A 19,452-nucleotide genomic window follows, 5' to 3' on the forward strand; every position below is an offset into this window, starting at 1 on the left:
TTTTATCGTTGGCAATGGCGGCAAAATACCGTACTTCGCTGCCCTATTTTTACTTCATTTAACTGTTTTCCGCACTTAATACAATCTTGTCCACCGCGGCCGTAAACCAGCAACTCTTGTGCAAAGTAGCCTGGTTTGCCGTCAGTTTGAATAAAGTCTTTTAGTGTTGTGCCGCCCTGCTGAATAGCATTTTTTAGTGTTTCTTTAATATGTCCGGTTAGTACTTGATAACTCTTTTTTGATACTTTTCCTGCGGCTTTGGTTGGGTTTATACCGGCTTTAAATAAACTTTCATTCGCATAAATATTACCTACGCCCACCACAACATGATTGTCCATAATAAAGTTTTTTACTGCGACTTGTTTATTTCGTGACTTTTTAAAAAGTAATTCATCATCAAACGCATCTGTTAGTGGTTCAGGCCCTAATTTCGATAGTAACTCATGTTGTTCATTCACTTCTTGCCATAAACAAGCACCAAAACGACGAGCATCGTTTAACCTTAATACTTTACCATTTTCAAATTCAATATCGATATGATCATGTTTTAACAGAGCAACCGATTTATCAACGACACGTAAATTACCCGACATACCTAGATGTAAGATAATCGAGCCCACTTTGGTGTGTAATAAAAGATATTTAGCGCGTCGCTCAATTAAATCTACTGTTTGCCCTTCTGCAAACATTACCTCTTTTGGCACGGGCCAACGTAGATTGGGATTGCGAACATGAATTTTAGTAACTTGCTTGCCTTCGATATGAGGTGTAATTCCTAGTCGGCTAACTTCTACTTCAGGTAATTCAGGCATCGACTATTTCTCTTGGTATAAATTGATAAAGTTGTGAGTATTTCAAGGCAAACCAAACATCTTTGGTTTTATCATGGATGTATACGGACTGTTCTTGATGATCGATGACAAATTCATAAATTTGTCCTTCACTTTTTCCAGATAACCATACCACGACAGGAATTGAGATAGCACTATCTAAAACCATAGGAGACCGTTCTATTTGCTCTAACGGTTGTTTTGACCAGGTTTCAATAAATTCTTTTGGTTGCGTTATATTCGCAGTGGGTATTTTACTCAACACGCGCCACGTTGCACCTAACCTTTGAATTTCAATTCCGCTAAAGTCGATAGCTTGGATTAACTGGCTTGACTCCACTAAAGGCTGAATTGATGTCTTTACAGAATTAGAAGCAAACATATTACTTGTGTAGTTAAATAATAAAATCATAAACATACAAGAGAATATGAGAACGTTGTTCCATCCTTTTTTTGACAATCTTATAGCCATATAACTTGTGCCTCCCAACCATTTTCACTATACGTTATAACTATCAACTACTATGGCAAAAGTAGATTGTAGGATCTACATAGAAATATGTAGGACTATCTATCGATTCAATTGATTGATAACGCAAAACGTATCCACTTACAGTATCGTTTAATTCAATAATGCGTTCAATAAAAATAGTCAGCGTGCCGCCCATTCATTTTTCCCATTAAAGTTAGGAAAAGTGCATATTAAGTAATGAGTTATGACTTTGAACATGGCGAACGCTAAGTGCGGCTGACAAACGCTAAGTGCGGGTGATAAATGCTAAATAACAAAGATAAATGGTAAGCACCAAAAGTAAATGGCATAAAAAAACCCAGCGCCTGGCTGGGTTTTTATAACTTTTGCAAAAGTTTCAATAGAATCAGTTTGAAGCTTACTTAATTTTAGCTTCTTTGAAGATCACGTGCTTACGGATCTTTGGATCAAATTTTTTGATTTCCATCTTTTCAGGCATTAACTTCTTATTTTTATCAGTTGTATAAAAATAACCAGTTCCAGCCGTTGAAACTAAACGAATTTTATCACGCATGATTTAGTTCCTTAAACCTTTTGACCAGCTGCACGCATATCTGCAAGCACTGAATCAATACCATTTTTATCGATGATACGCATACCTTTAGTAGATAAACGTAATTTAACGAAACGCTTCTCGCTTTCAACCCAAAAACGGTGAGTTTGTAGGTTAGGCAAGAAACGACGTCGTGTAGCATTGCGAGCGTGTGAACGGTTGTTACCAACTGTTGGACGCTTGCCAGTTACTTGGCACACTTTTGACATGTCAATTTACTCCAAAACTTAAATTCTGACGCCAATCTAATTAACCCTTACGGCTAATTATTTGCCCGGGCATTTGAAAGGGCGCAATTTATACAGAATTTGAGCATAAAGATCAAGATAATTCGTGTGAATGCCACGAAAAACCCTTAGTTGAACTTTTTACAATCAAATACTGATAGATTAAACGTCAATATGACTATAATTTAGTGGCGCGTATTCTACGTTCTTTTGAGGCCGAGTACAAAGAAAAGATCGTAATTATTCACTTCCCTTTTTAAATCAAGGGCGCACTATTTATTATCATTACTGGCAAAAAATATAATTGCCTAGTGGCTCCGTAATTGCTGTTGCAATTTTTTCACTTGCTCTTTTACCGCTTTACTATTCAACCAATGTTGACTAATTTGTTGAAACAGTCGTTTTACTGGTTTTTTGTCTTTTTTATGCGACTTTGTTTCAATAGTACTTTCATATCTCATATCTTGAGAAACCGGATATGGCATTAACGATAACACCTCTACACCGCGTTCCCAAAAGTGCTGTATGTCAGTGTCGCATGGACGGCCAAAAGGCGTCGTCGATGCTAATAACTGTCTTGCGGCCTCTTTTGTAATTGCTGTAGCTGCGCCGCCACTCATTGGTTTTTTATGCACCACAATGTCAAAATGATCATTGATCTTATGCTTAAACTCCACCGGTCGCTCTCTATTTGCATAAGCTGCTAATTTTATAACATCCCAATCAAATTCTAGGCCTTTTATAGTTTCAACGGCTTTGTTTAAGTCACCCGGTAAGATAAAGTCATCTTCTAGCACGACGCCAAATGCTTCATCCCCGTCTGCTATTTTTTGCCAGGCTTTTCTATGACTCATGTAACAGCCAATTTGTGCAGGCGACAAGGGGTAATAATACTGTTTTTCATTTAATTTATGACTGTAGTTTTTATCACGTTCTTCTTCGCTTAAAGCTACACCTAATACCGCTGGAATACGTTCAAAAGTAATTCCTTGCTCCATTAGTCGTTCTGTACTTTGCTTTAAACGCAGATCGCTGCCGTCTAAATTAATTAAATAAAAAGTCGTGGTCATAAGTTGAGCCTTGTATAAATTCTAGGGCGATTATACGTACTAAACAGAATGAACTCTAGCACGTAAAACAGCCTACGTTAGACTTAGTGAGGATAAAAGCCTATTATTCCGCTACTAACTCGACATACCTATAACACTTTAATTTTTTATAAGAAAGGATGCATGGATTCCAAAAACATAGCGATATTTATTGATAGTTTAGGTGGCGGTGGTGCAGAACGCATAATGCTCGATTTAGCCGAACAAATGGTCGGTCTAACGCACAATGTACATTTTTTTATTCTTGAGACGGTTCTTGATTATACTATTCCGGCCGGAGTGGTCGTTCATCATTTTGATACGAAACAAAAACGCGCTAAATTAACTAATGCTTTTAATATCGGTAAATCCGCAAAACAACTTGCTCGGCAAGTTGCTATGGTTGAGAGTGAGATAGGACTGTTTGATCTTCACTTGGTTAATTTAGACTCAAGCAATCTTTTATTAAGTCGTTGTAACTTTAAAAACACGTATCACGTAGTACATAACTCGCTTCATCAAGAAATTCAGCGCGCTGGTCGAATTAACCCAATTAGATATTGGCGTACACTTCGCGAAAAAAGAGCACTTGATAATAAGCATTTAATTTGTGTTTCCGAAGGTGTCGCCAATGAAATACGTCACAGTAAATGGATATCACCCAAAAGCATTCAAACAATCTACAACCCCTGCGATATTGAAAAAATTAAAACCTTATCCCAAGAGTCTAATGATGAAATTCCTAACGAGCCTTACCTTTTACACATTGGCAGAGTCGTAAAACAAAAACGCCATGACATTTTGTTTCAAGCCCTAAAGGACATACCTGATATTAAGCTGGTTGTACTGTGTAAAAATACTAAAAAAGTGATGAAACTTGCTAATAAAATGGGCGTTGCCGATAGAGTTATTGCGCCATCATTTCAGAAAAACCCATATAATTGGATGAAAAATGCCAAGTTAATGTTATTCAGCTCTGAATTTGAAGGGCTAGGCATGGTTTTAATTGAATCGCTAATTTGTGGCACTCCGGTAGTGAGCACAGACTGTGACTTTGGTCCGCGAGAAATTTTAACGGGCCCTTTAGATAATAATTTAGCCGAAGTTAACAATCCAAGTGATTTAGCGACAAAAGCTCGTCAAGCGCTGTCGCAAGACTATGAATTAAATAATTTAGAAATAATTAATAAAGTTGGGATAAACAAAATTACGCAACAATACTTAAAATTAATAGAATAATTTTTTTGCTTGTATTCTTAGTGCTAATATACCTTTGGATAAGATCAGTTTGAGTCGTTTAAGCCGGAGTTAAAATGAATAATCGTGGTATTCCAATTTTTTTAATCAACATGGAACAGAGTAGTGAACGTTTGAAAGACGTTAAAGAACAACTCGATGCCCTTGATCTTTCTTTTCAACGCATTGATGCCACCGTTGGCTCTCAATTATCGACAACAGAAATAGCCTCGGTTTACGATGCCCAAACGAATAAGAAATTACATCACAGAAACCTTACTGTGGGTGAAATCGGTTGTTATGTTAGCCATAGAAAAGCCTGGCAAGCATTAATAGACAGTAATGCTAAGTTTGGCTTAATTTTAGAAGACGATATATCCATAAATAATAATCTACCTAACTGTTTACAATTAATAAGTCGGTCATCTGGATGGGACATTTTGAAAATATCAGACACTGAAAATGTAACGCCAGCTCAAACAAAAAAAGTAAATGATGAATTTAATGTTGTCAGTTATAAAAAAGTTCCTAACCGCACCATGGCCTATTTATTAACAGCCGAGGCCGCATCAAAGTTATTATCTTTAAAGCGTTTTTACCGTCCAGTTGATGTTGACGTACAGTGTTACGACGATTTTAATTTAACTGTTTGTGGTCTACGCCCCAATGCCGTCGAAATGAGCCTAGAATTTGGACTACCTGAAAAAAGTGACATAGCTCAAACAAACAAAGGTCGTCATAGTAGCCGCTCGACATTTCTGCGAAACTTAAAGTATCGCTGGGCTATGCATCGACGTCGCCAACATATTTCTTATGACGTAAATGACTTTAACTTCAAATGAACGCTTGAGTAGTAATGGGAGTGCTTTATATTAAGCCTCGCTCCGCAAAGCTCACGACCTCTTCATTACCAATAACAAAATGGTCTAAAGTTCTGACATCTATTAATAAGAGTGCGTCTTTTAGGCGTTCCGTCAGTCTAATATCAGACTGGCTCGGCTCACTAATACCTGATGGGTGATTATGAGCAAAAATAACAGCGGCGGTATTTTGTTTGATCACTGAGTCAACAACGACCCTTGGATAAACGGCCGCTGAGTCTATGGTTCCCTTAAATAGTACTTCACTTTTGATAACCCTATGCTGATTGTCTAAATGCACGATGACAAATTGCTCATAAGGCTCGTCTCGCAATAATCGATGCAAATAAATACGTACCGCCTGCGGTGAGTCTAGCAAGGTATCGCGTTTCATAACTTCACTAAAATATCGATTAGACAACTCCAAAACGGCCTGCAGTTGCACATATTTCGCATGCCCCATGCCTTTTATTGCAGTAAATTCGTCGACACTGGCACTTAACAACCCATTGAGCGATCCAAACTTATTGAGCGTATAATTTGCCAAACTAACGGCATCCATTCCTGAGATGCCCGTTCTAAAAAATATTGCCAATAACTCAGCGTCTGATAATGAAGTCGCTCCAGACTTGAGTAATTTTTCTCGCGGACGGTCAGATAGTCGCCACTGTTGAATAGACATTTTGCCTCCTTGCTATTGAAGTGAGTTTTTTATGGTGAAATTGTTTTAAAACCGATAAAGTAAGCACCTAATTTGAATATAAAATATAGCCTGCTTTAGGTTAACAACCACTCAAAGCGACCGATATATGTCAGAACTGAACCTAAAACGCATTTTATTGATCATCAGTGGCGGTATTGCTGCCTACAAAATGCCGGAATATATTCGCCGTATAAAAGAGCGTGGAGCAGAAGTAAAAGTTGTTCTAACCTCTGGTGGAAAGGCTTTTATTACTCCTCTTACATTGCAAGCCGTTAGTGGTGAGCCTGTTGCAGAAGACTTACTCGATCCAAATGCTGAAGCGGCCATGGGCCATATTGAATTTGCTAAATGGGCTGACTTGGTAGTGGTTGCTCCAGCTTCTGCTGATATGTTGGCCACTATGAGAGCTGGTTTAGCCCACAACTTGGCCAGCACGCTACTATTAGCAACCCCTGCCCCTGTTGTCGTTTGCCCTGCAATGAATCAACAAATGTACGCCCACCCTGCAACTAAAGAAAACCTTAACGTGTTAAAAGCGCGTGGTGTAGACGTTTGGGGGCCGGCTATTGGTGAACAAGCATGTGGCGATGTTGGGGCTGGTCGTATGATTGAGCCTAGCGAAATGGTCGAAAGAACGGTTTCTGCATTTAAAGCTAACAACAAGTTGTTAGCTGGTAAAACATTAACGATTACTGCAGGCCCGACTCGTGAGGCCATTGATCCTGTTCGATACATTTCAAATCACTCAAGTGGCAAAATGGGCTTTGCTATCGCGCAAGCTGCAGCAGAACTAGGTGCGAAAGTAAATTTAATCGCAGGACCCGTATCCTTAAGTACCCCAACGGGCGCGAACAGAGTCGACGTAAAAAGCGCACAAGAAATGCACAGTGCGGCACTGGAGCTTGCTCAGCAATCTGATATTTTTATTGCTTGTGCCGCGGTTGCTGATTATCGCCCCGAGGTTTGTGCGCAACAAAAAATCAAAAAAAATGATGATGATATGACAATCACTATGGTTAAAAATCCAGATATTGTCGCAGATGTTGCATCATTAACTAAAAAAAGACCTTTTGTAATTGGTTTTGCGGCCGAAACACAGGAAGTCGAAAAGTACGCATTAGGAAAGTTAACCAAAAAGAACTTGGACATGATCTGTGCAAACGATGTATCCGTATCAAATCAAGGTTTCAATTCTGATGATAATGCGTTAAAAATATATTGGAATGGTGGAAGTAAGGACTTACCTCTCAATTCTAAAAAACAGCTATCCTATGACTTGTTAGATGTTGTTATACAGCAATTAAATAAAGTTTAATTATTCAATTATAAAAGAGCGCCGAGGGGAAGTATGCCTGCAGCTAAAAAAGGTAACCGTAAAGAGCAAATTCTACAATGTCTTGCAGAAATGTTAGAAAGCCACGCGGGGCAAAGGATTACAACAGCAAAGTTAGCTGAAAAAGTCGGCGTGTCAGAAGCAGCTTTGTACCGACACTTTCCAAGCAAAGCTCGTATGTATGAAGGGTTAATTGAGTTTATCGAAAACACCCTTCTTAGCCGTATTAATGTCATCCTAGAAAAAGATAAAACGACTGAAGGTCGTATTCAAAATATCATGAAGCTAATTTTGGGCTTTGCAGAAATGAATCGCGGTATTACTGCTATTTTGACTGGTGATGCATTGCTTGGCGAGCACGACCGACTAAGAGAGCGTGTTGTATCTCTATTCGAAAAATTAGAAACCCAATTTAAACAAGTTCTAAGAGAACGAAAGTTACGCGAAGGTAAAAACTTTCCTATTGAAGAAGCTGCATTGGCAAATTTATTGCTTGCTTATACAGAAGGCAAAATGAATCAATTTGTACGTTCAGGTTTTACTCGAAGCCCAATGGAAGGATTCGATACTCAATGGCAAGGCTTTAAGATGTTCTGGTAGGATCCCATCTCATAAGCACACAATAAAAATAAAAATACGCTTATTATGCAGTACATATTTAAAGCAAGTGCCTACCTGCTGGTGTTATTACTAGCAGGCCTTTGGCTTAAGCCACCAGCTTATTTCCAGCAAGCGCCATTACAAAAATCGCCTTGGAATCTAGAGCAAGGCGAAACTGATGTAGTAACCCATAATGTTAATTTACGTCAGCATGAGAATGGTCAGTATAACTTTACTGGCAATCTCCTTTTGAGCAATATCTCACCAAAAATGCTTCATTGGTTTTACAAAAATCAAATACATCAGACGTTACTGTTTAATAGTCAAACTATGCCTTGGTTTAGGCTAACCAACCCAAACACTATGGTAAACCTAGCGATTGTTTCCTCGGCAGACAAATTGTCTAATGAAATTGGATACGGCACTGTTTTTGACGAACAAACACTATTAAAAGACACTCAATGGCAAACAAGATACAAGGTTCGATCATTTGGCGATGAAGGCATGACGCTTGATATTTTGCACGCGGGCTACACCGTCGGTTCTATTGAGTATAAGTATCGTAAAAATAAACTTGGTACCGAAGTCAATATTAGCGGTACTATAGGATTAAATATGCCTATTGTTGGACAGATAAGTAATTTTTATCTGTTTAAGAAGGTATATCCATCAGACCTTTTAGACGATTGGATAAGTAATATCGTATCTTCGTATAAACATATGGAACTATTGATACCAGCCCTGTATGACCAGCGTCATAAATCGTCTTATTTAATCAAAACATAATTTATTAAAAACGGAGTTTTAATGAAATCGATAATGTTGGCTACCTTAATTCTTTGTAGCTTTGTACTCTATGCAGATCCAATGGCAATTCCATCTTCCGGTGTTATAAAACGCTATGAAGATTTCCAGTCTAACTTTGTTCCCAGCAGAACGATAGATGTTTGGCTACCCGAAGACTACTCATACGACAAAAAGTACGATGTGCTTTACATGCATGATGGTCAAATGCTTTTTGATAGCACGAACACATGGAACAACCAAGAGTGGCAAGTAGACGAGGCGGCCGCCAAGCTTATGGCTGATGGAAAGGTCCGGCCTTTTATTGTGGTTGGTATTTGGAACGGTGAAAAAAATCGTTATCCAGAATATTTTCCAGAAAAGGTTTATCGTTCTCTGCCGTTATTAGAACGCACTTTGATAAAAATAAGGCTTATGGTGCAATCTCGGTCGTTAGCGCCTGTTGGCGACTTTTTCACTGGTGATAACTACGTAAAATTTTTAAGCAATGAGCTTGTTCCATTTATCGATAATAATTTTAGCGTCAATAAAGGGCCTCAACATCGAGTGTTAGCTGGCTCAAGTATGGGTGCGTTAATATCTTGGTATACCCTGTTTGAACGTCCAGATGTTTTTGGCGGCGCTATAGCTATGTCTACGCATTGGCCTGGCATGTTCGACGTCGATAATCCTTTTCCACAAGGCTTTGAAGATTATATCCGTAATAATATCCAACGACTAAATGGCCACAAAGTTTATTTTGATTTAGGTGACCAGACTCTTGATGCTAACTATCCAGCATTACAAAAGCGTATAGATGCCATATTTGACGCTGCTTATTCAAAGCAATTTTGGCGAAGCGATTTTTTTCCTGGTCATAAGCACGACGAAGCATCTTGGTCGAGCCGCATACACATTCCTTTAACTTTTATGTTTAGTAACGAGAGTGAAAAGTGAAGGCTGAATATAGACAATCTCGACACAAGGAATACGTCGGTGATAAATACGGAAACCTGTATTTTAACCAGCTCAAATATTTTGAATTCCATTCCTATCCAGGTATTGAGTTTCACAAATTATGGTGCGTTGGTATTCTGCTAATGCTCTTGTTTAAGCTGGATAATTTATTTGAACTAAGTGCTTTTTCAGGTATTGGTGGCCTATATGTTTTTTACTTAACTTGCATGACTCTTTATTTGTTGCTCAAAAAGATTTGTAGAAATAAAGGTTACTTTCTTTATCCGAACTTTATGATTCAATTTTTTAAAAAACGCCGCAAGAGCAAAGAGTCTGCGACGCAAGTTGCCTAACTGACCAGTATTGACACCATATTGAGGCTAATCGCTAAGCTTAGCCTTTGTCATTTTGCATTTGCCATAAGTGATAATAGCGGCCTTTTGTTTCTAACAATGATTTATGATCGCCCATCTCTACAATTTGGCCTTGTTCCATAACGGCAATCTGGTCAGCATCAATGATGGTAGACAAACGATGGGCAATAACTAGTGAAGTATGGCCTTGAGCAATTTCACGTAACGCACCTAGTATTGCTTGCTCAGATCCAGAGTCGAGTGAGGATGTCGCTTCATCAAACACTAAAATTTTTGGCGATTTTAATAGTACTCGAGCTATCGCAACACGTTGTTTTTCGCCGCCCGATAGTTTCAAACCTCGCTCACCGACTTGCGTTTTCGCTCCGTCTGGTAAGGCGTGTATAAAGTCAGCCAAATAGGCCATTTTTATAGCCTGCCATACCTCTTCATCACTTGCACTTGGTTTACCGTACTTAATATTTTCAAAAATAGTGTCATTAAACAGTACTGTATCTTGAGGAACTATCCCTATATTTTCACGCAAAGATGCTTGAGTTACGCTGGTAATGTCTTGACCATCAATTAAAATTTGACCACTTGTAGCATCATAAAAACGAAACAACACTTTAACTAAGGTTGATTTACCTGCGCCACTTGAACCCACCACGGCTACCTTTTGATTCGGCTTTATCGTAAAGCTTACATCTTTAAGTATTTGACGGTCTTCGTTATAAGAAAAATTAACCTTATTAAACTCTATTAAGGCGTTATTTATTTTAAGCTCGGATGCGCCTCTTTTATCAATAATGGCCTCTTTTCGCTCTAGCAACATGAACATTTTTTCTATATTTGCCAACGAACCTTTAATTTCTCGATAAACAAAACCTAAAAAGTTTAATGGCATAAATAATTGCATCATAAAGGCATTTATCAATACAAAATCACCAATGGTCATCTCTTGATTCATTACTCCTTTGGCTGCCAGCATTAACATTGCTGTCATCGCCGTTGCCACTATGAGCGCTTGACCGCTATTGAGGCCAAAAAGCGTTAGCCTGTTACTGCGCCTTGCTGATTCCCACTTGGCTAGATCTTTATCGTAACGGTTAGCCTCATATGCTTCGTTATTAAAATATTTAACCGTTTCGTAATTAAGTAAGCTATCAATAGCACGAGTATTACTTTGTGAATCAGCTTCGTTGGCTGCTCGAATAAATTTGGTTCGCCATTCGGTGGCATAAGCTGTAAAACCTATGTAAAGCACAATTGCCCCTAAGGTAATCGCTGCAAAGTCCCAGCCATACTTGGTAAAGAAAATAGCAACCACAAACACAATCTCTATCAAAATAGGGACGATGTTAAATACCATAAATCGCATTAAGAAACTTATACCAGAGATGCCGCGTTCCATATCTCTAGACAAGCCACCTGTTTGACGATTTAAATGAAAATCTAACTCTAATTTGTGTAGATGATTAAAGACCTTTAAACCGACTTTTCGCATTGCCCGTTCGGTAACCCGGCCGAAAAGGGTGTCTCTGATCTCGCCTAATAAAACATTTAAAAAACGAATAGCGCCGTAGGCAATAACTAAGGCAACGGGCACAGATATAATCATTATGACAGTTTCGCTTCTGCTACTGTCATTTAAGGTATCAACCAGATTTTTTAGTACAAAAGGCAAGCCAACACTTGCTACTTTAGCCAATACTAAACAGCTCAAGGCAAGAAAAACGCGAATTTTGTGCTCTAACAAATAAGGTATCAGTGTACGTAGGCTCCTCCAGTTAAACTCAGTGACTGGTTGCTCTGTCATATTTCGCATTTTTCTCACAATGAACCCTATTTTTTTAAAATTTAAAGCCAGTTATCGCTTTATCGGTAAGTATATATTGGCAATTTATATTTGCCGTGGGAGAATAACCACACAATTGAATTCTTTAGTTTATTTACTGGTTTGCAAAGTCTAACTGAACAAATAATATTAGAAACCAAACAATTAACTTGTATCAAACAAGATAGAGTTTTGTTTGAAAATCTAAACACCCAATTCCGCCGCGGAGACATTGTCCAAGTGGTAGGTCCTAATGGTGCAGGAAAAACAAGCTTATTACGAATTTTAGCGGGTTTGGCACAACCATACGATGGGTTTGTATACTTTGATCATCAGCCTATTGAGCAGCAACCAGAAAAATTTAGACAAAACCTACTTTACCTTGGCCATTTAGCCGGTGTTAAAAGTGAACTTACTGCTCAAGAAAATTTAGAGTTTCAACTTTCATTGCATGGCCATAACCCTAAATTAGCTGAGCCACTATTATCCGATGTTGGCCTGTTAGCCTTTGAGAACTCTCCTGCTAGTCAGTTAAGTGCCGGACAAAACCGCCGTATTGCGTTAGCACAATTGTGGCAAAGCAAAGCGCCAATTTGGATTTTGGATGAGCCTTTTACCGCCATCGACACCAAAGGCGTTGCAGCATTAGAAAATAGAATTATGGCGCACGCAGACCAAGGCGGTTGTGTAATTATTACCACCCACCAAGACTTAAACATTGCGCCAGAACGTATCACTCGCCTTGAATTAAGTTACCGGTTTTAAGGTTAATATGAATCAATCACTTTCCTATCTCGCCTTGTTCAAGCTTGTTCTCGCTAGAGACATAAAAATTGCGCTACGCCATCGTGATGATGTACTTAACCCATTATTGTTTTTTATTATTATTATTACGCTTTTTCCACTTGGCATCGGTCCAGAGCCACAAACGCTCAGTAAAATTGCGCCTGGGATCATTTGGGTGTCAGCTCTACTTGCTACTTTATTATCGCTCGATCGATTATTTAAAGCAGACTATCAAGATGGTGCTTTAGAGCAGTTACTTTTGAGTCCTTACCCCGGCTTCATATGGGTTTTGGCTAAGGTAGTAGCGCATTGGCTACTGACAGGTTTGCCACTAATAATAATTGCACCTGTGTTGGCAACTATGCTTCAACTTCCTAGTGAAAGTTTTATGGCAACTTTTTGGACCTTATTGCTCGGTACCCCCGTATTAAGTTTTATTGGAGCAATTGGTGCTGCGTTAACCGTGGGCTTAAAAAAAGGTGGCGTTCTGCTGAGCTTAATTATTTTGCCTCTTTATATTCCTGTGCTAATTTTTGCGACCAGCGCCATTGACGCAGCGTCAATGGGTTTACCCTTTAATGGGCAACTTGCTATTATTGGCGCATTGCTTGTTGCGTCTATAACGCTAACGCCTTTTGCAATAAATTCAGCTTTAAAAGTGAGTACCAATTAATGTGGAAATGGTTACACCCTTACGCAAACCCTGAAACGACTTATCATCTAAGCGATCGTTTAATCCCTTGGTTTGCTTGGATCAGTGGGTTTTTGTTAACAGTAGGTTTAACATGGGCATTATTGTTTGCGCCTGCAGATTATCAACAAGGTGATAGCTTTAGAATTTTCTATGTTCACGTGCCCGCAGCAAGTTTATCCATGGGGATATATTTGGGAATGGCTATTGCGGCGCTATGCGGTATGGTTTGGCAACTAAAGCTATCTGATGCTGCTGTTGCTGCACTCGCGCCAGTGGGTGCGGTCTTTACGGCAATTGCATTGTTTACTGGTGCTGCATGGGGAAAACCAATGTGGGGCACTTGGTGGGTGTGGGATGCGCGTCTCACATCGGAACTCGTATTACTGTTCTTATACTTAGGCGTTATTGCAATAAACAATGCCTTCGATGACAAACAAATGGCCGGTAAAGCGGCGTCGATTATCGCCATAGTTGGGGTGATAAACTTACCTATTATTAAATACTCTGTGGAATGGTGGAATACTCTGCACCAAGGCGCAACCGTCAGTAAACTGGGTAAACCAGCGATGAGTTTAGAAATGTTCTGGCCTTTTGTTGTGTGTTTTCTTGGTTTTGCCTTTTTAGTTGCAACGGTGACCTGTATTCGATTTAAAACAGAGATTTTATTACGTAACTCCAGTCGCCCTTGGGTTAGAACCTTAGTTAGTAAAAGTGAGGTGTAGACATGCAATTTGATTCTTTTGTAGCATTTTTAGACATGGGCGGTTATGGATTTTTTGTTTGGTTGTCGTATGGCTTCAGTTTAATCAGCCTTACCGGCCTTATCGTATTGAGTCGTATGTCGCTCAATTCGGCAAAAAAAGACATTTTGACTCGTATAGAGCGCGATGAAAAATTAAAGCGCGCGGTAAAAAATAATAGTTTGTAAATTTTATTTTAAGGTAATAATAAAAATGAACCCTCGTCGTAAAAAAAGACTAACCATTATCATTACATTGCTTTGTGGTTTTGGTGCTATAGCTGGTTTAATTTTATACGCGTTAAGTCAAAACATTGATTTATTTTATAAACCTTCTGAAATTCATTTTGGAAAAGTTGAGACCGGAATAAAGCCTGACGCAGGACAACGCCTACGTATCGGTGGTATTGTAGTGCCAGGTTCGGTTAAGCGAGACCCTACAAGTTTAAAAGTTAGCTTTGATTTAGTCGATATGCGAACACCGTTAGTATTTAGTGAATCAGACGCCACTGTAACGGTGAGCTATAGCGGCATTTTGCCTGACTTATTTAGAGAAGAGCAAGGCATCGTTGCTAATGGCACATTACAACAAGATGGCTCTATTTTAGCGAGTGAAGTACTTGCCAAGCATGACGAAAATTATATGCCAAAAGAAATCGCAGATCAGGCCAAAGAGAAAAAGGCTAACTATCAGTATTAATTGATAAGCTTCTACACAGAATAAAATAATAACAATAAAGAATAATAATAAATGGATTGTGGAGGTATGGGATGATTACCGTAGCATTATGGTTTTTAACCACCCTAGTGGTGGTTGCCTTAGCGTTTGTCTCAATAGTTGTATATTCACATTATCAAGATTTAAAGCGCCAAGAAAAGAAACGAAATCAAATCGCTTATAACTGTCGGTTAAAGCAAAAAGAATATCGTGACACGGTTCAAGAGTTGCAAAAACAAGGTTGGTTAACTCCACAGCATAAGCAGACGATGGTGATGTTAATAAGCAATTATTTTGTTTTTCAGTCAATAAACGAAGTCAATTGTCGCCATTTTTATGCGCTTTTAGGTAAGCTAACCACTGCCATTAACAAATTAAATTCTGCGCCTTTTGATACAAAGCCGCTTTTATCTGAAGCTTTTCAGCAACTAGCTGATAGGCTTCCAACACAAGCGACTCAATATACGGCAAACTTTTACTTAGAGACAGCGCCTAAAGCAGGTGAGTTACTAAATGAAAAAATTGACCATATTTTAAACGAACGCTGGGCGCAATCTTCTGCAGAGCTAAATTCAGGTGATATTGAGAAGGACGGCAATGACGAAGATGAGTCGCTTCCAAACCTTGAAGAACTAGATAAAGATGCCTTTGATGATTACACCAAACGAGCACTTGAATTACACACTCAAAGATCTCTTTCTAACGAAAATTAACCTATACTCTTTTTAACTTTTACGCTAGGTCCACTCTATGACAGACAAAAAATACATCACCTCTCAAGAATTGCTGGTTGATTCTTTTAAGCTAGCTCATAAAGTCTATGAAGACGGCTTTCGTCCAGATTTTATTATTGGGATATGGCGAGGCGGTGCACCTATTGGTATTGCGGTTCAAGAATTCTTTGATTTTAAAGAAGTTGAAACAGACCATATTGCGGTGCGAACATCTTCTTATTACGGTATTGGTAAGCAGTCAAAAGAAATCAAAGTCCACGGCCTACATTACTTAATTGAAAATGCCAACGCCGGTGACAGTTTATTAATCGTTGATGACGTTTTTGATACAGGGCGAAGCATAGAAGCACTTATTAAACAGATAAAGAGTTTATCTAGGTTAAATACGCCTGCCGACATAAGAATCGCGTGTCCATGGTATAAACCGACTAACTCAAAAGTAGATATTGTGCCTGACTACTTTGTACAAGAAAGCGATGAATGGTTAGTATTCCCACATGAGCTATCAGGATTAACGCCAGAAGAGCTGCAGTCGGGTAAAACAGATTTAGCCGAGATTGCCCACTTATTCACAAAATAATATTTGGATATAAATGAAGATACTTTCCATATTTGTTTTTACTTTTTTGATTGGTACTTTTACCAGTGTCAAAGCGCTAGGCGAAACAATATGGAAAGACTTTCGTATCACTTATCTGCAAGGCAATAACTACCTAGTAGGCGATAACAAAAGAGAAATTTGGACTTTTGAGCACGCCTCAAAGTCTACATGGGGTGATACGTATTGATAGTTCAGATCAGTTTAGAACCGATGAAAGAAATGTAAATTTACTCATTAAGGCGCACTTTTAAAACGTAGCGTACACCTTAACGAGTGTTACTGCGCAACAGTTATTCGTCTCTAACAACAATCACTCGCTCACCATTATAGGTCGCGGCACTATATATTGCCCATAGATGAATGATTCCAGCCAAAATTGCTGGTACTACAAGAAACCACAATGCATAACCGCCAAACACTAACATTGCGGTTAATATTGCTGGCAATATTCTGCCTTGTATTAAAAAGCCTAAGCCAGGAAAAAACACATTACATAATGCTGCTATGACATTTCCTGCTGAACCTTGTTGTGACATAACCGACTCTCCTATCTACTATTTTGCTTTTATTGGCAATGTAACTTTTGCAGTCAAACCGCCTTCTTCTCTATTAATCAATACTATTTGACCATTGTGCATATCAATAATTTTTTTAATGATTGCTAAACCTAAACCACTCCCTTCCACACCGCGAGCTGAGTCGCCTTGAGTGAAAGGTTCAAACAGACGTTTCATATCTTGTTCTGGAATGCCAGGACCGCGATCGGACACTTCAAAGCTGACATTTTGTTTGTCTTGCTCTAAATATGAGCTGACTACAATTTCATCTTTTGAATACCGTAACGCATTTTCGACTAAATTAGAAATTGCACGTTTAATTGCAACAGGCCTTATCATTACCCGAGGAACCTGTTCATCAAGCTTTAACTCAAAGTTTCTAGGCCTGTTGACACCTTCAGACTCTACCACATCAGCAATTAGACCGTTGACATCATAATGTTCCATCTCTTCCAACTTATGATGGCGAATATATTCCATAAATTGGTCAATAATGGCATTCATGTCTTCAATATCATTAATGATACCGTCTCGCAAAAACTGCTCAGTCTCTGACATCATTTCTGTTGCTAAACGAATGCGAGTAAGTGGCGTTCTTAAGTCGTGAGATACGCCCGCCATTAAAAAGCTTCTATCTTTTTCTAACTGCTGAATACCCGACGACATATGGTTAAACGCTCGAGTTACCGCGACAACTTCTTCCGATCCACTTTCTTTAAGCTCTGGTGGAAACTCGCCTTTACCTACTTGTTCCGCTGCATGTTTTAGTGATTGTAATGGTCTATTGAGATGTCTCGCAAAGGTCCAGCCACCAGCAACACTCAAAATACCAATTGCTAAAAGATAAATTAATAACGGCGATAAATCTTTTTTCTTAAATCCATCAAGCGGGACTTTCACCCAAACATGAGGAGCTTGCGGTGGTCGTATCCAAATATAAAATACGTCCCCCTGAGAAATACGCACTTCTGCCGGCCCACCTAACTGAGCCGACATTTGAGATGAAAAATAAGGATAGTGCTCAGCTTGGTTTAATCCTTTCTCCACCGCTTGCTGCTCATTTAAAATATTAATGTCGGTGGCTTCTAGGTATTTTTTTGATAACTCTGCACTAATATTAAACTGGCGTTCATCGGCAATAAAAAGCACTTTAATTTGTTTTGCTAACAAATTATTAATTTGCTGATAGCTTGGTTCAATAACGTATGAAGCAACACTGTAGTAAGACACGATTTGATTGACGAGCAAAACAAAGCCGATCAAAAATACCGTTTGCCCAAATGCACTACGTGGCAATAACTTCATACGCCAACCTTATTCACACCTTGGTGAAACACTAGCCTTTCCCATCAGGAATAAACACATAACCAACGCCCCAAACCGTTTGAATGTAACGAGGTTTTGTATGATCATCTTCAATCATTTTCCGCAAGCGACTAACTTGCACATCGATACTTCGCTCTAATGCTGAATAATCACGGCCTCGCGCCATGTTCATCAATTTATCGCGGGATAGCGGCTCTCGTGAGTGGTTAATTAACGCTTTTAAAACCGCAAATTCACCGCTGGTCAATGGCATTATTTTGTCGCCATTTCGCATCTCTCTTGTCGCCAAGTTTAAAGTGAATTCACCAAACGTTACCTCTTCTTCCTCAGTGGAAGGCGCACCCGGTACGTCTTTTGATTTACGGCGTAAAATCGCTTTTATTCGAGCTAACAATTCTCTTGGATTAAATGGTTTTGGCAAGTAGTCGTCTGCGCCTAATTCCAAACCAATAATTCTGTCAACTTCATCGCCTTTCGCCGTGAGCATAACGATAGGAATTTCATTGTCATTTTGACGAAGTCGTCGACAAATCGATAAACCATCTTCTCCTGGCAACATTAAATCTAAAACTAACAAATGAAAGTTTTCACGTTCAAGCAAACGATCCATTTGCTCACTATTTCCTGCAGTGCGAACAATAAATCCTTGTTCCAATAAATAGCGTTCTAAAAGACTGCGTAATCGCATATCGTCATCAACAACTAATATTTTGGTAGTTTCGTGTTCCATATCAATACCTGTTTAAACCTTAACTGTTTCGAATATAAAGTAAAACGGTTCGATTGCCAAAGCACCATGCAAACTTGGTTGTTACAAAGTTTGTCAATTGCCTACAAAGTGCGCGGATATAGTATTCTGCTAGCCTTGATTTAATTATTATTGCTACAATGATGAGCATATTAAAACTAACTAGAAACCTATGAATACAAACTTAGTTACTCGCGAAGGATATTTAGCGTTGCAAGCGGAGCTCGACGAGTTGTGGCGGGTAACCCGGCCAGAAATTACTAGAAAAGTAACTTGGGCGGCGAGTTTAGGCGATCGCTCTGAAAACGCGGACTACAAAGAAAACAAGCGATTATTGCGACAAATAGATCGCCGTGTTCGGTTTTTAAGAAAACGCCTAGAAGATTTACAAATTGTTGATTATTCACCGCAACAAGAAGGTAAAGTATTTTTTGGTGCGTTAGTTGAAATTGAAAATGAACAACAAGAAACTCTGACCTTTAGAATAGTAGGTCCAGATGAAATATACGGTCGAAGAGACTACATTTCAATCGACTCACCCATGGCGCGTGCCATCTTGAAAAAGTCGGTAGATGATGAGTTTGAAGTCGACACGCCAAGTGGCAAAAAGATGTGGTTTGTTAACCATATTTCTTATCCTGCCAAACCCAATTAATT

General features: G+C 39.0%; 25 protein-coding genes. 15 read left to right on the plus strand and 10 right to left on the minus strand.

All coding sequences use genetic code 11. The features are described 5' to 3' along the window. Nucleotides 1–2: 2 nt before the first annotated feature. The 5 genes from mutM to J9318_RS13770 all read right to left on the minus strand — a co-directional run bounded on the left by mutM (nt 3) and on the right by J9318_RS13770 (nt 3,212). Entirely contained in the window at nt 3–812 is an 810-nt protein-coding gene (mutM, locus tag J9318_RS13750) for a bifunctional DNA-formamidopyrimidine glycosylase/DNA-(apurinic or apyrimidinic site) lyase (protein WP_210560449.1), read from the minus strand. Further along, nucleotides 805–1,302: a hypothetical protein gene (locus J9318_RS13755; protein ID WP_210560450.1), complete on the minus strand. Its 498-nt coding sequence runs from the start codon at nt 1,300–1,302 to the stop codon at nt 805–807. Before J9318_RS13755 ends, mutM begins: the two co-directional genes overlap by 8 nt. Nucleotides 1,303–1,720: 418 nt before the next feature. Next, nucleotides 1,721–1,876, minus strand: a complete 156-nt coding sequence (gene rpmG, locus J9318_RS13760; RefSeq protein WP_105050859.1) for a 50S ribosomal protein L33 — start codon at nt 1,874–1,876, stop codon at nt 1,721–1,723. 11 nt (nt 1,877–1,887) lie between these two features. Next, nucleotides 1,888–2,124: a 50S ribosomal protein L28 gene (gene rpmB, locus J9318_RS13765; protein WP_155696463.1), complete on the minus strand. Its 237-nt coding sequence runs from the start codon at nt 2,122–2,124 to the stop codon at nt 1,888–1,890. A gap of 326 nt (nt 2,125–2,450) precedes the next feature. Then, the gene (locus J9318_RS13770; RefSeq protein ID WP_210560451.1) at nt 2,451–3,212 is read right to left on the minus strand and encodes a glycosyltransferase family 25 protein; all 762 of its coding nucleotides are present in this window, start codon (nt 3,210–3,212) and stop codon (nt 2,451–2,453) included. Between the two features lie 162 nt (nt 3,213–3,374). Between J9318_RS13770 and J9318_RS13775 the strand changes: the two genes are divergently transcribed. Both J9318_RS13775 and J9318_RS13780 read left to right on the plus strand, forming a co-directional pair. Next, the gene (locus J9318_RS13775; protein ID WP_210560452.1) at nt 3,375–4,469 is read left to right on the plus strand and encodes a glycosyltransferase; all 1,095 of its coding nucleotides are present in this window, start codon (nt 3,375–3,377) and stop codon (nt 4,467–4,469) included. Between the two features lie 74 nt (nt 4,470–4,543). Then, nucleotides 4,544–5,308 carry a glycosyltransferase family 25 protein gene (locus J9318_RS13780; protein ID WP_210560453.1) on the plus strand — a complete coding sequence of 255 codons (765 nt, stop codon included), beginning with the start codon at nt 4,544–4,546 and terminating at the stop codon, nt 5,306–5,308. A 25-nt stretch (nt 5,309–5,333) separates the two neighbouring features. Here J9318_RS13780 and radC read toward each other — a convergent pair whose 3' ends face one another. Further along, a complete protein-coding gene (gene radC, locus J9318_RS13785) occupies nt 5,334–6,008 on the minus strand; it encodes a RadC family protein (RefSeq protein WP_210560454.1) in 675 nt (224 codons plus the stop codon). A 127-nt stretch (nt 6,009–6,135) separates the two neighbouring features. On the opposite strand from radC, the gene coaBC reads away from it, so the two are divergent. Genes coaBC through J9318_RS13805 form a run of 4 tightly spaced genes read left to right on the plus strand, consistent with a single transcriptional unit; the run spans nt 6,136 to nt 9,702 of the window. Beyond that, nucleotides 6,136–7,344 carry a bifunctional phosphopantothenoylcysteine decarboxylase/phosphopantothenate--cysteine ligase CoaBC gene (coaBC, locus tag J9318_RS13790; RefSeq protein WP_210560455.1) on the plus strand — a complete coding sequence of 403 codons (1,209 nt, stop codon included), beginning with the start codon at nt 6,136–6,138 and terminating at the stop codon, nt 7,342–7,344. A 33-nt stretch (nt 7,345–7,377) separates the two neighbouring features. Beyond that, nucleotides 7,378–7,962 carry a nucleoid occlusion factor SlmA gene (gene slmA, locus J9318_RS13795; RefSeq protein ID WP_210560456.1) on the plus strand — a complete coding sequence of 195 codons (585 nt, stop codon included), beginning with the start codon at nt 7,378–7,380 and terminating at the stop codon, nt 7,960–7,962. A gap of 45 nt (nt 7,963–8,007) precedes the next feature. Beyond that, entirely contained in the window at nt 8,008–8,748 is a 741-nt protein-coding gene (locus J9318_RS13800) for a hypothetical protein (protein WP_210560457.1), read from the plus strand. A gap of 21 nt (nt 8,749–8,769) precedes the next feature. Next, complete coding sequence (locus J9318_RS13805; protein ID WP_210560458.1) at nt 8,770–9,702, plus strand: alpha/beta hydrolase; 933 nt, start codon at nt 8,770–8,772, stop codon at nt 9,700–9,702. Between the two features lie 393 nt (nt 9,703–10,095). Here J9318_RS13805 and J9318_RS13810 read toward each other — a convergent pair whose 3' ends face one another. Then, nucleotides 10,096–11,883, minus strand: a complete 1,788-nt coding sequence (locus tag J9318_RS13810; protein WP_210562469.1) for an ABCB family ABC transporter ATP-binding protein/permease — start codon at nt 11,881–11,883, stop codon at nt 10,096–10,098. 132 nt (nt 11,884–12,015) lie between these two features. On the opposite strand from J9318_RS13810, the gene ccmA reads away from it, so the two are divergent. From ccmA to J9318_RS13850, 8 genes are all read left to right on the plus strand, one after another. Beyond that, on the plus strand, nt 12,016–12,657 hold the full coding sequence (gene ccmA, locus J9318_RS13815) for a cytochrome c biogenesis heme-transporting ATPase CcmA (RefSeq protein WP_210562470.1): 642 nt from the start codon (nt 12,016–12,018) through the stop codon (nt 12,655–12,657). A 7-nt stretch (nt 12,658–12,664) separates the two neighbouring features. Then, complete coding sequence (gene ccmB / locus J9318_RS13820) at nt 12,665–13,351, plus strand: heme exporter protein CcmB (RefSeq protein WP_210560459.1); 687 nt, start codon at nt 12,665–12,667, stop codon at nt 13,349–13,351. Further along, nucleotides 13,351–14,094, plus strand: a complete 744-nt coding sequence (locus tag J9318_RS13825) for a heme ABC transporter permease (RefSeq protein WP_210560460.1) — start codon at nt 13,351–13,353, stop codon at nt 14,092–14,094. The genes ccmB and J9318_RS13825 overlap by 1 nt, the downstream gene beginning before the upstream one ends. Nucleotides 14,095–14,096: 2 nt before the next feature. After that, nucleotides 14,097–14,300 carry a heme exporter protein CcmD gene (gene ccmD / locus J9318_RS13830; RefSeq protein WP_210560461.1) on the plus strand — a complete coding sequence of 68 codons (204 nt, stop codon included), beginning with the start codon at nt 14,097–14,099 and terminating at the stop codon, nt 14,298–14,300. A gap of 25 nt (nt 14,301–14,325) precedes the next feature. Next, nucleotides 14,326–14,811 (plus strand): cytochrome c maturation protein CcmE, encoded by a 486-nt coding sequence (gene ccmE / locus J9318_RS13835; protein WP_210560462.1) that lies wholly within the window; start codon nt 14,326–14,328, stop codon nt 14,809–14,811. Nucleotides 14,812–14,882: 71 nt separating this feature from the next. After that, nucleotides 14,883–15,542 (plus strand): hypothetical protein, encoded by a 660-nt coding sequence (locus tag J9318_RS13840; RefSeq protein ID WP_210560463.1) that lies wholly within the window; start codon nt 14,883–14,885, stop codon nt 15,540–15,542. Between the two features lie 37 nt (nt 15,543–15,579). Beyond that, a complete protein-coding gene (locus J9318_RS13845; protein WP_210560464.1) occupies nt 15,580–16,143 on the plus strand; it encodes a phosphoribosyltransferase in 564 nt (187 codons plus the stop codon). 13 nt (nt 16,144–16,156) lie between these two features. Then, a complete protein-coding gene (locus J9318_RS13850; RefSeq protein WP_210560465.1) occupies nt 16,157–16,351 on the plus strand; it encodes a hypothetical protein in 195 nt (64 codons plus the stop codon). Nucleotides 16,352–16,454: 103 nt separating this feature from the next. Here J9318_RS13850 and J9318_RS13855 read toward each other — a convergent pair whose 3' ends face one another. The 3 genes from J9318_RS13855 to ompR are packed head-to-tail and all read right to left on the minus strand — an operon-like array spanning nt 16,455 to nt 18,777. Further along, the gene (locus J9318_RS13855; protein ID WP_210560466.1) at nt 16,455–16,700 is read right to left on the minus strand and encodes a hypothetical protein; all 246 of its coding nucleotides are present in this window, start codon (nt 16,698–16,700) and stop codon (nt 16,455–16,457) included. An 18-nt stretch (nt 16,701–16,718) separates the two neighbouring features. After that, nucleotides 16,719–18,026: a two-component system sensor histidine kinase EnvZ gene (envZ, locus tag J9318_RS13860; protein ID WP_210560467.1), complete on the minus strand. Its 1,308-nt coding sequence runs from the start codon at nt 18,024–18,026 to the stop codon at nt 16,719–16,721. A 31-nt stretch (nt 18,027–18,057) separates the two neighbouring features. Next, nucleotides 18,058–18,777, minus strand: coding sequence for an osmolarity response regulator transcription factor OmpR (gene ompR, locus J9318_RS13865; protein ID WP_210560468.1), 720 nt, complete (start codon nt 18,775–18,777; stop codon nt 18,058–18,060). A gap of 190 nt (nt 18,778–18,967) precedes the next feature. Here ompR and greB point away from each other — a divergent pair, with 190 nt between their 5' ends. Beyond that, nucleotides 18,968–19,450, plus strand: a complete 483-nt coding sequence (greB, locus tag J9318_RS13870) for a transcription elongation factor GreB (protein ID WP_210560469.1) — start codon at nt 18,968–18,970, stop codon at nt 19,448–19,450. Nucleotides 19,451–19,452 lie beyond the last annotated feature (2 nt).

The organism is Psychrosphaera aestuarii (genome assembly GCF_017948405.1).
Classification (GTDB): Bacteria; Pseudomonadota; Gammaproteobacteria; order Enterobacterales; family Alteromonadaceae; genus Psychrosphaera; species Psychrosphaera aestuarii.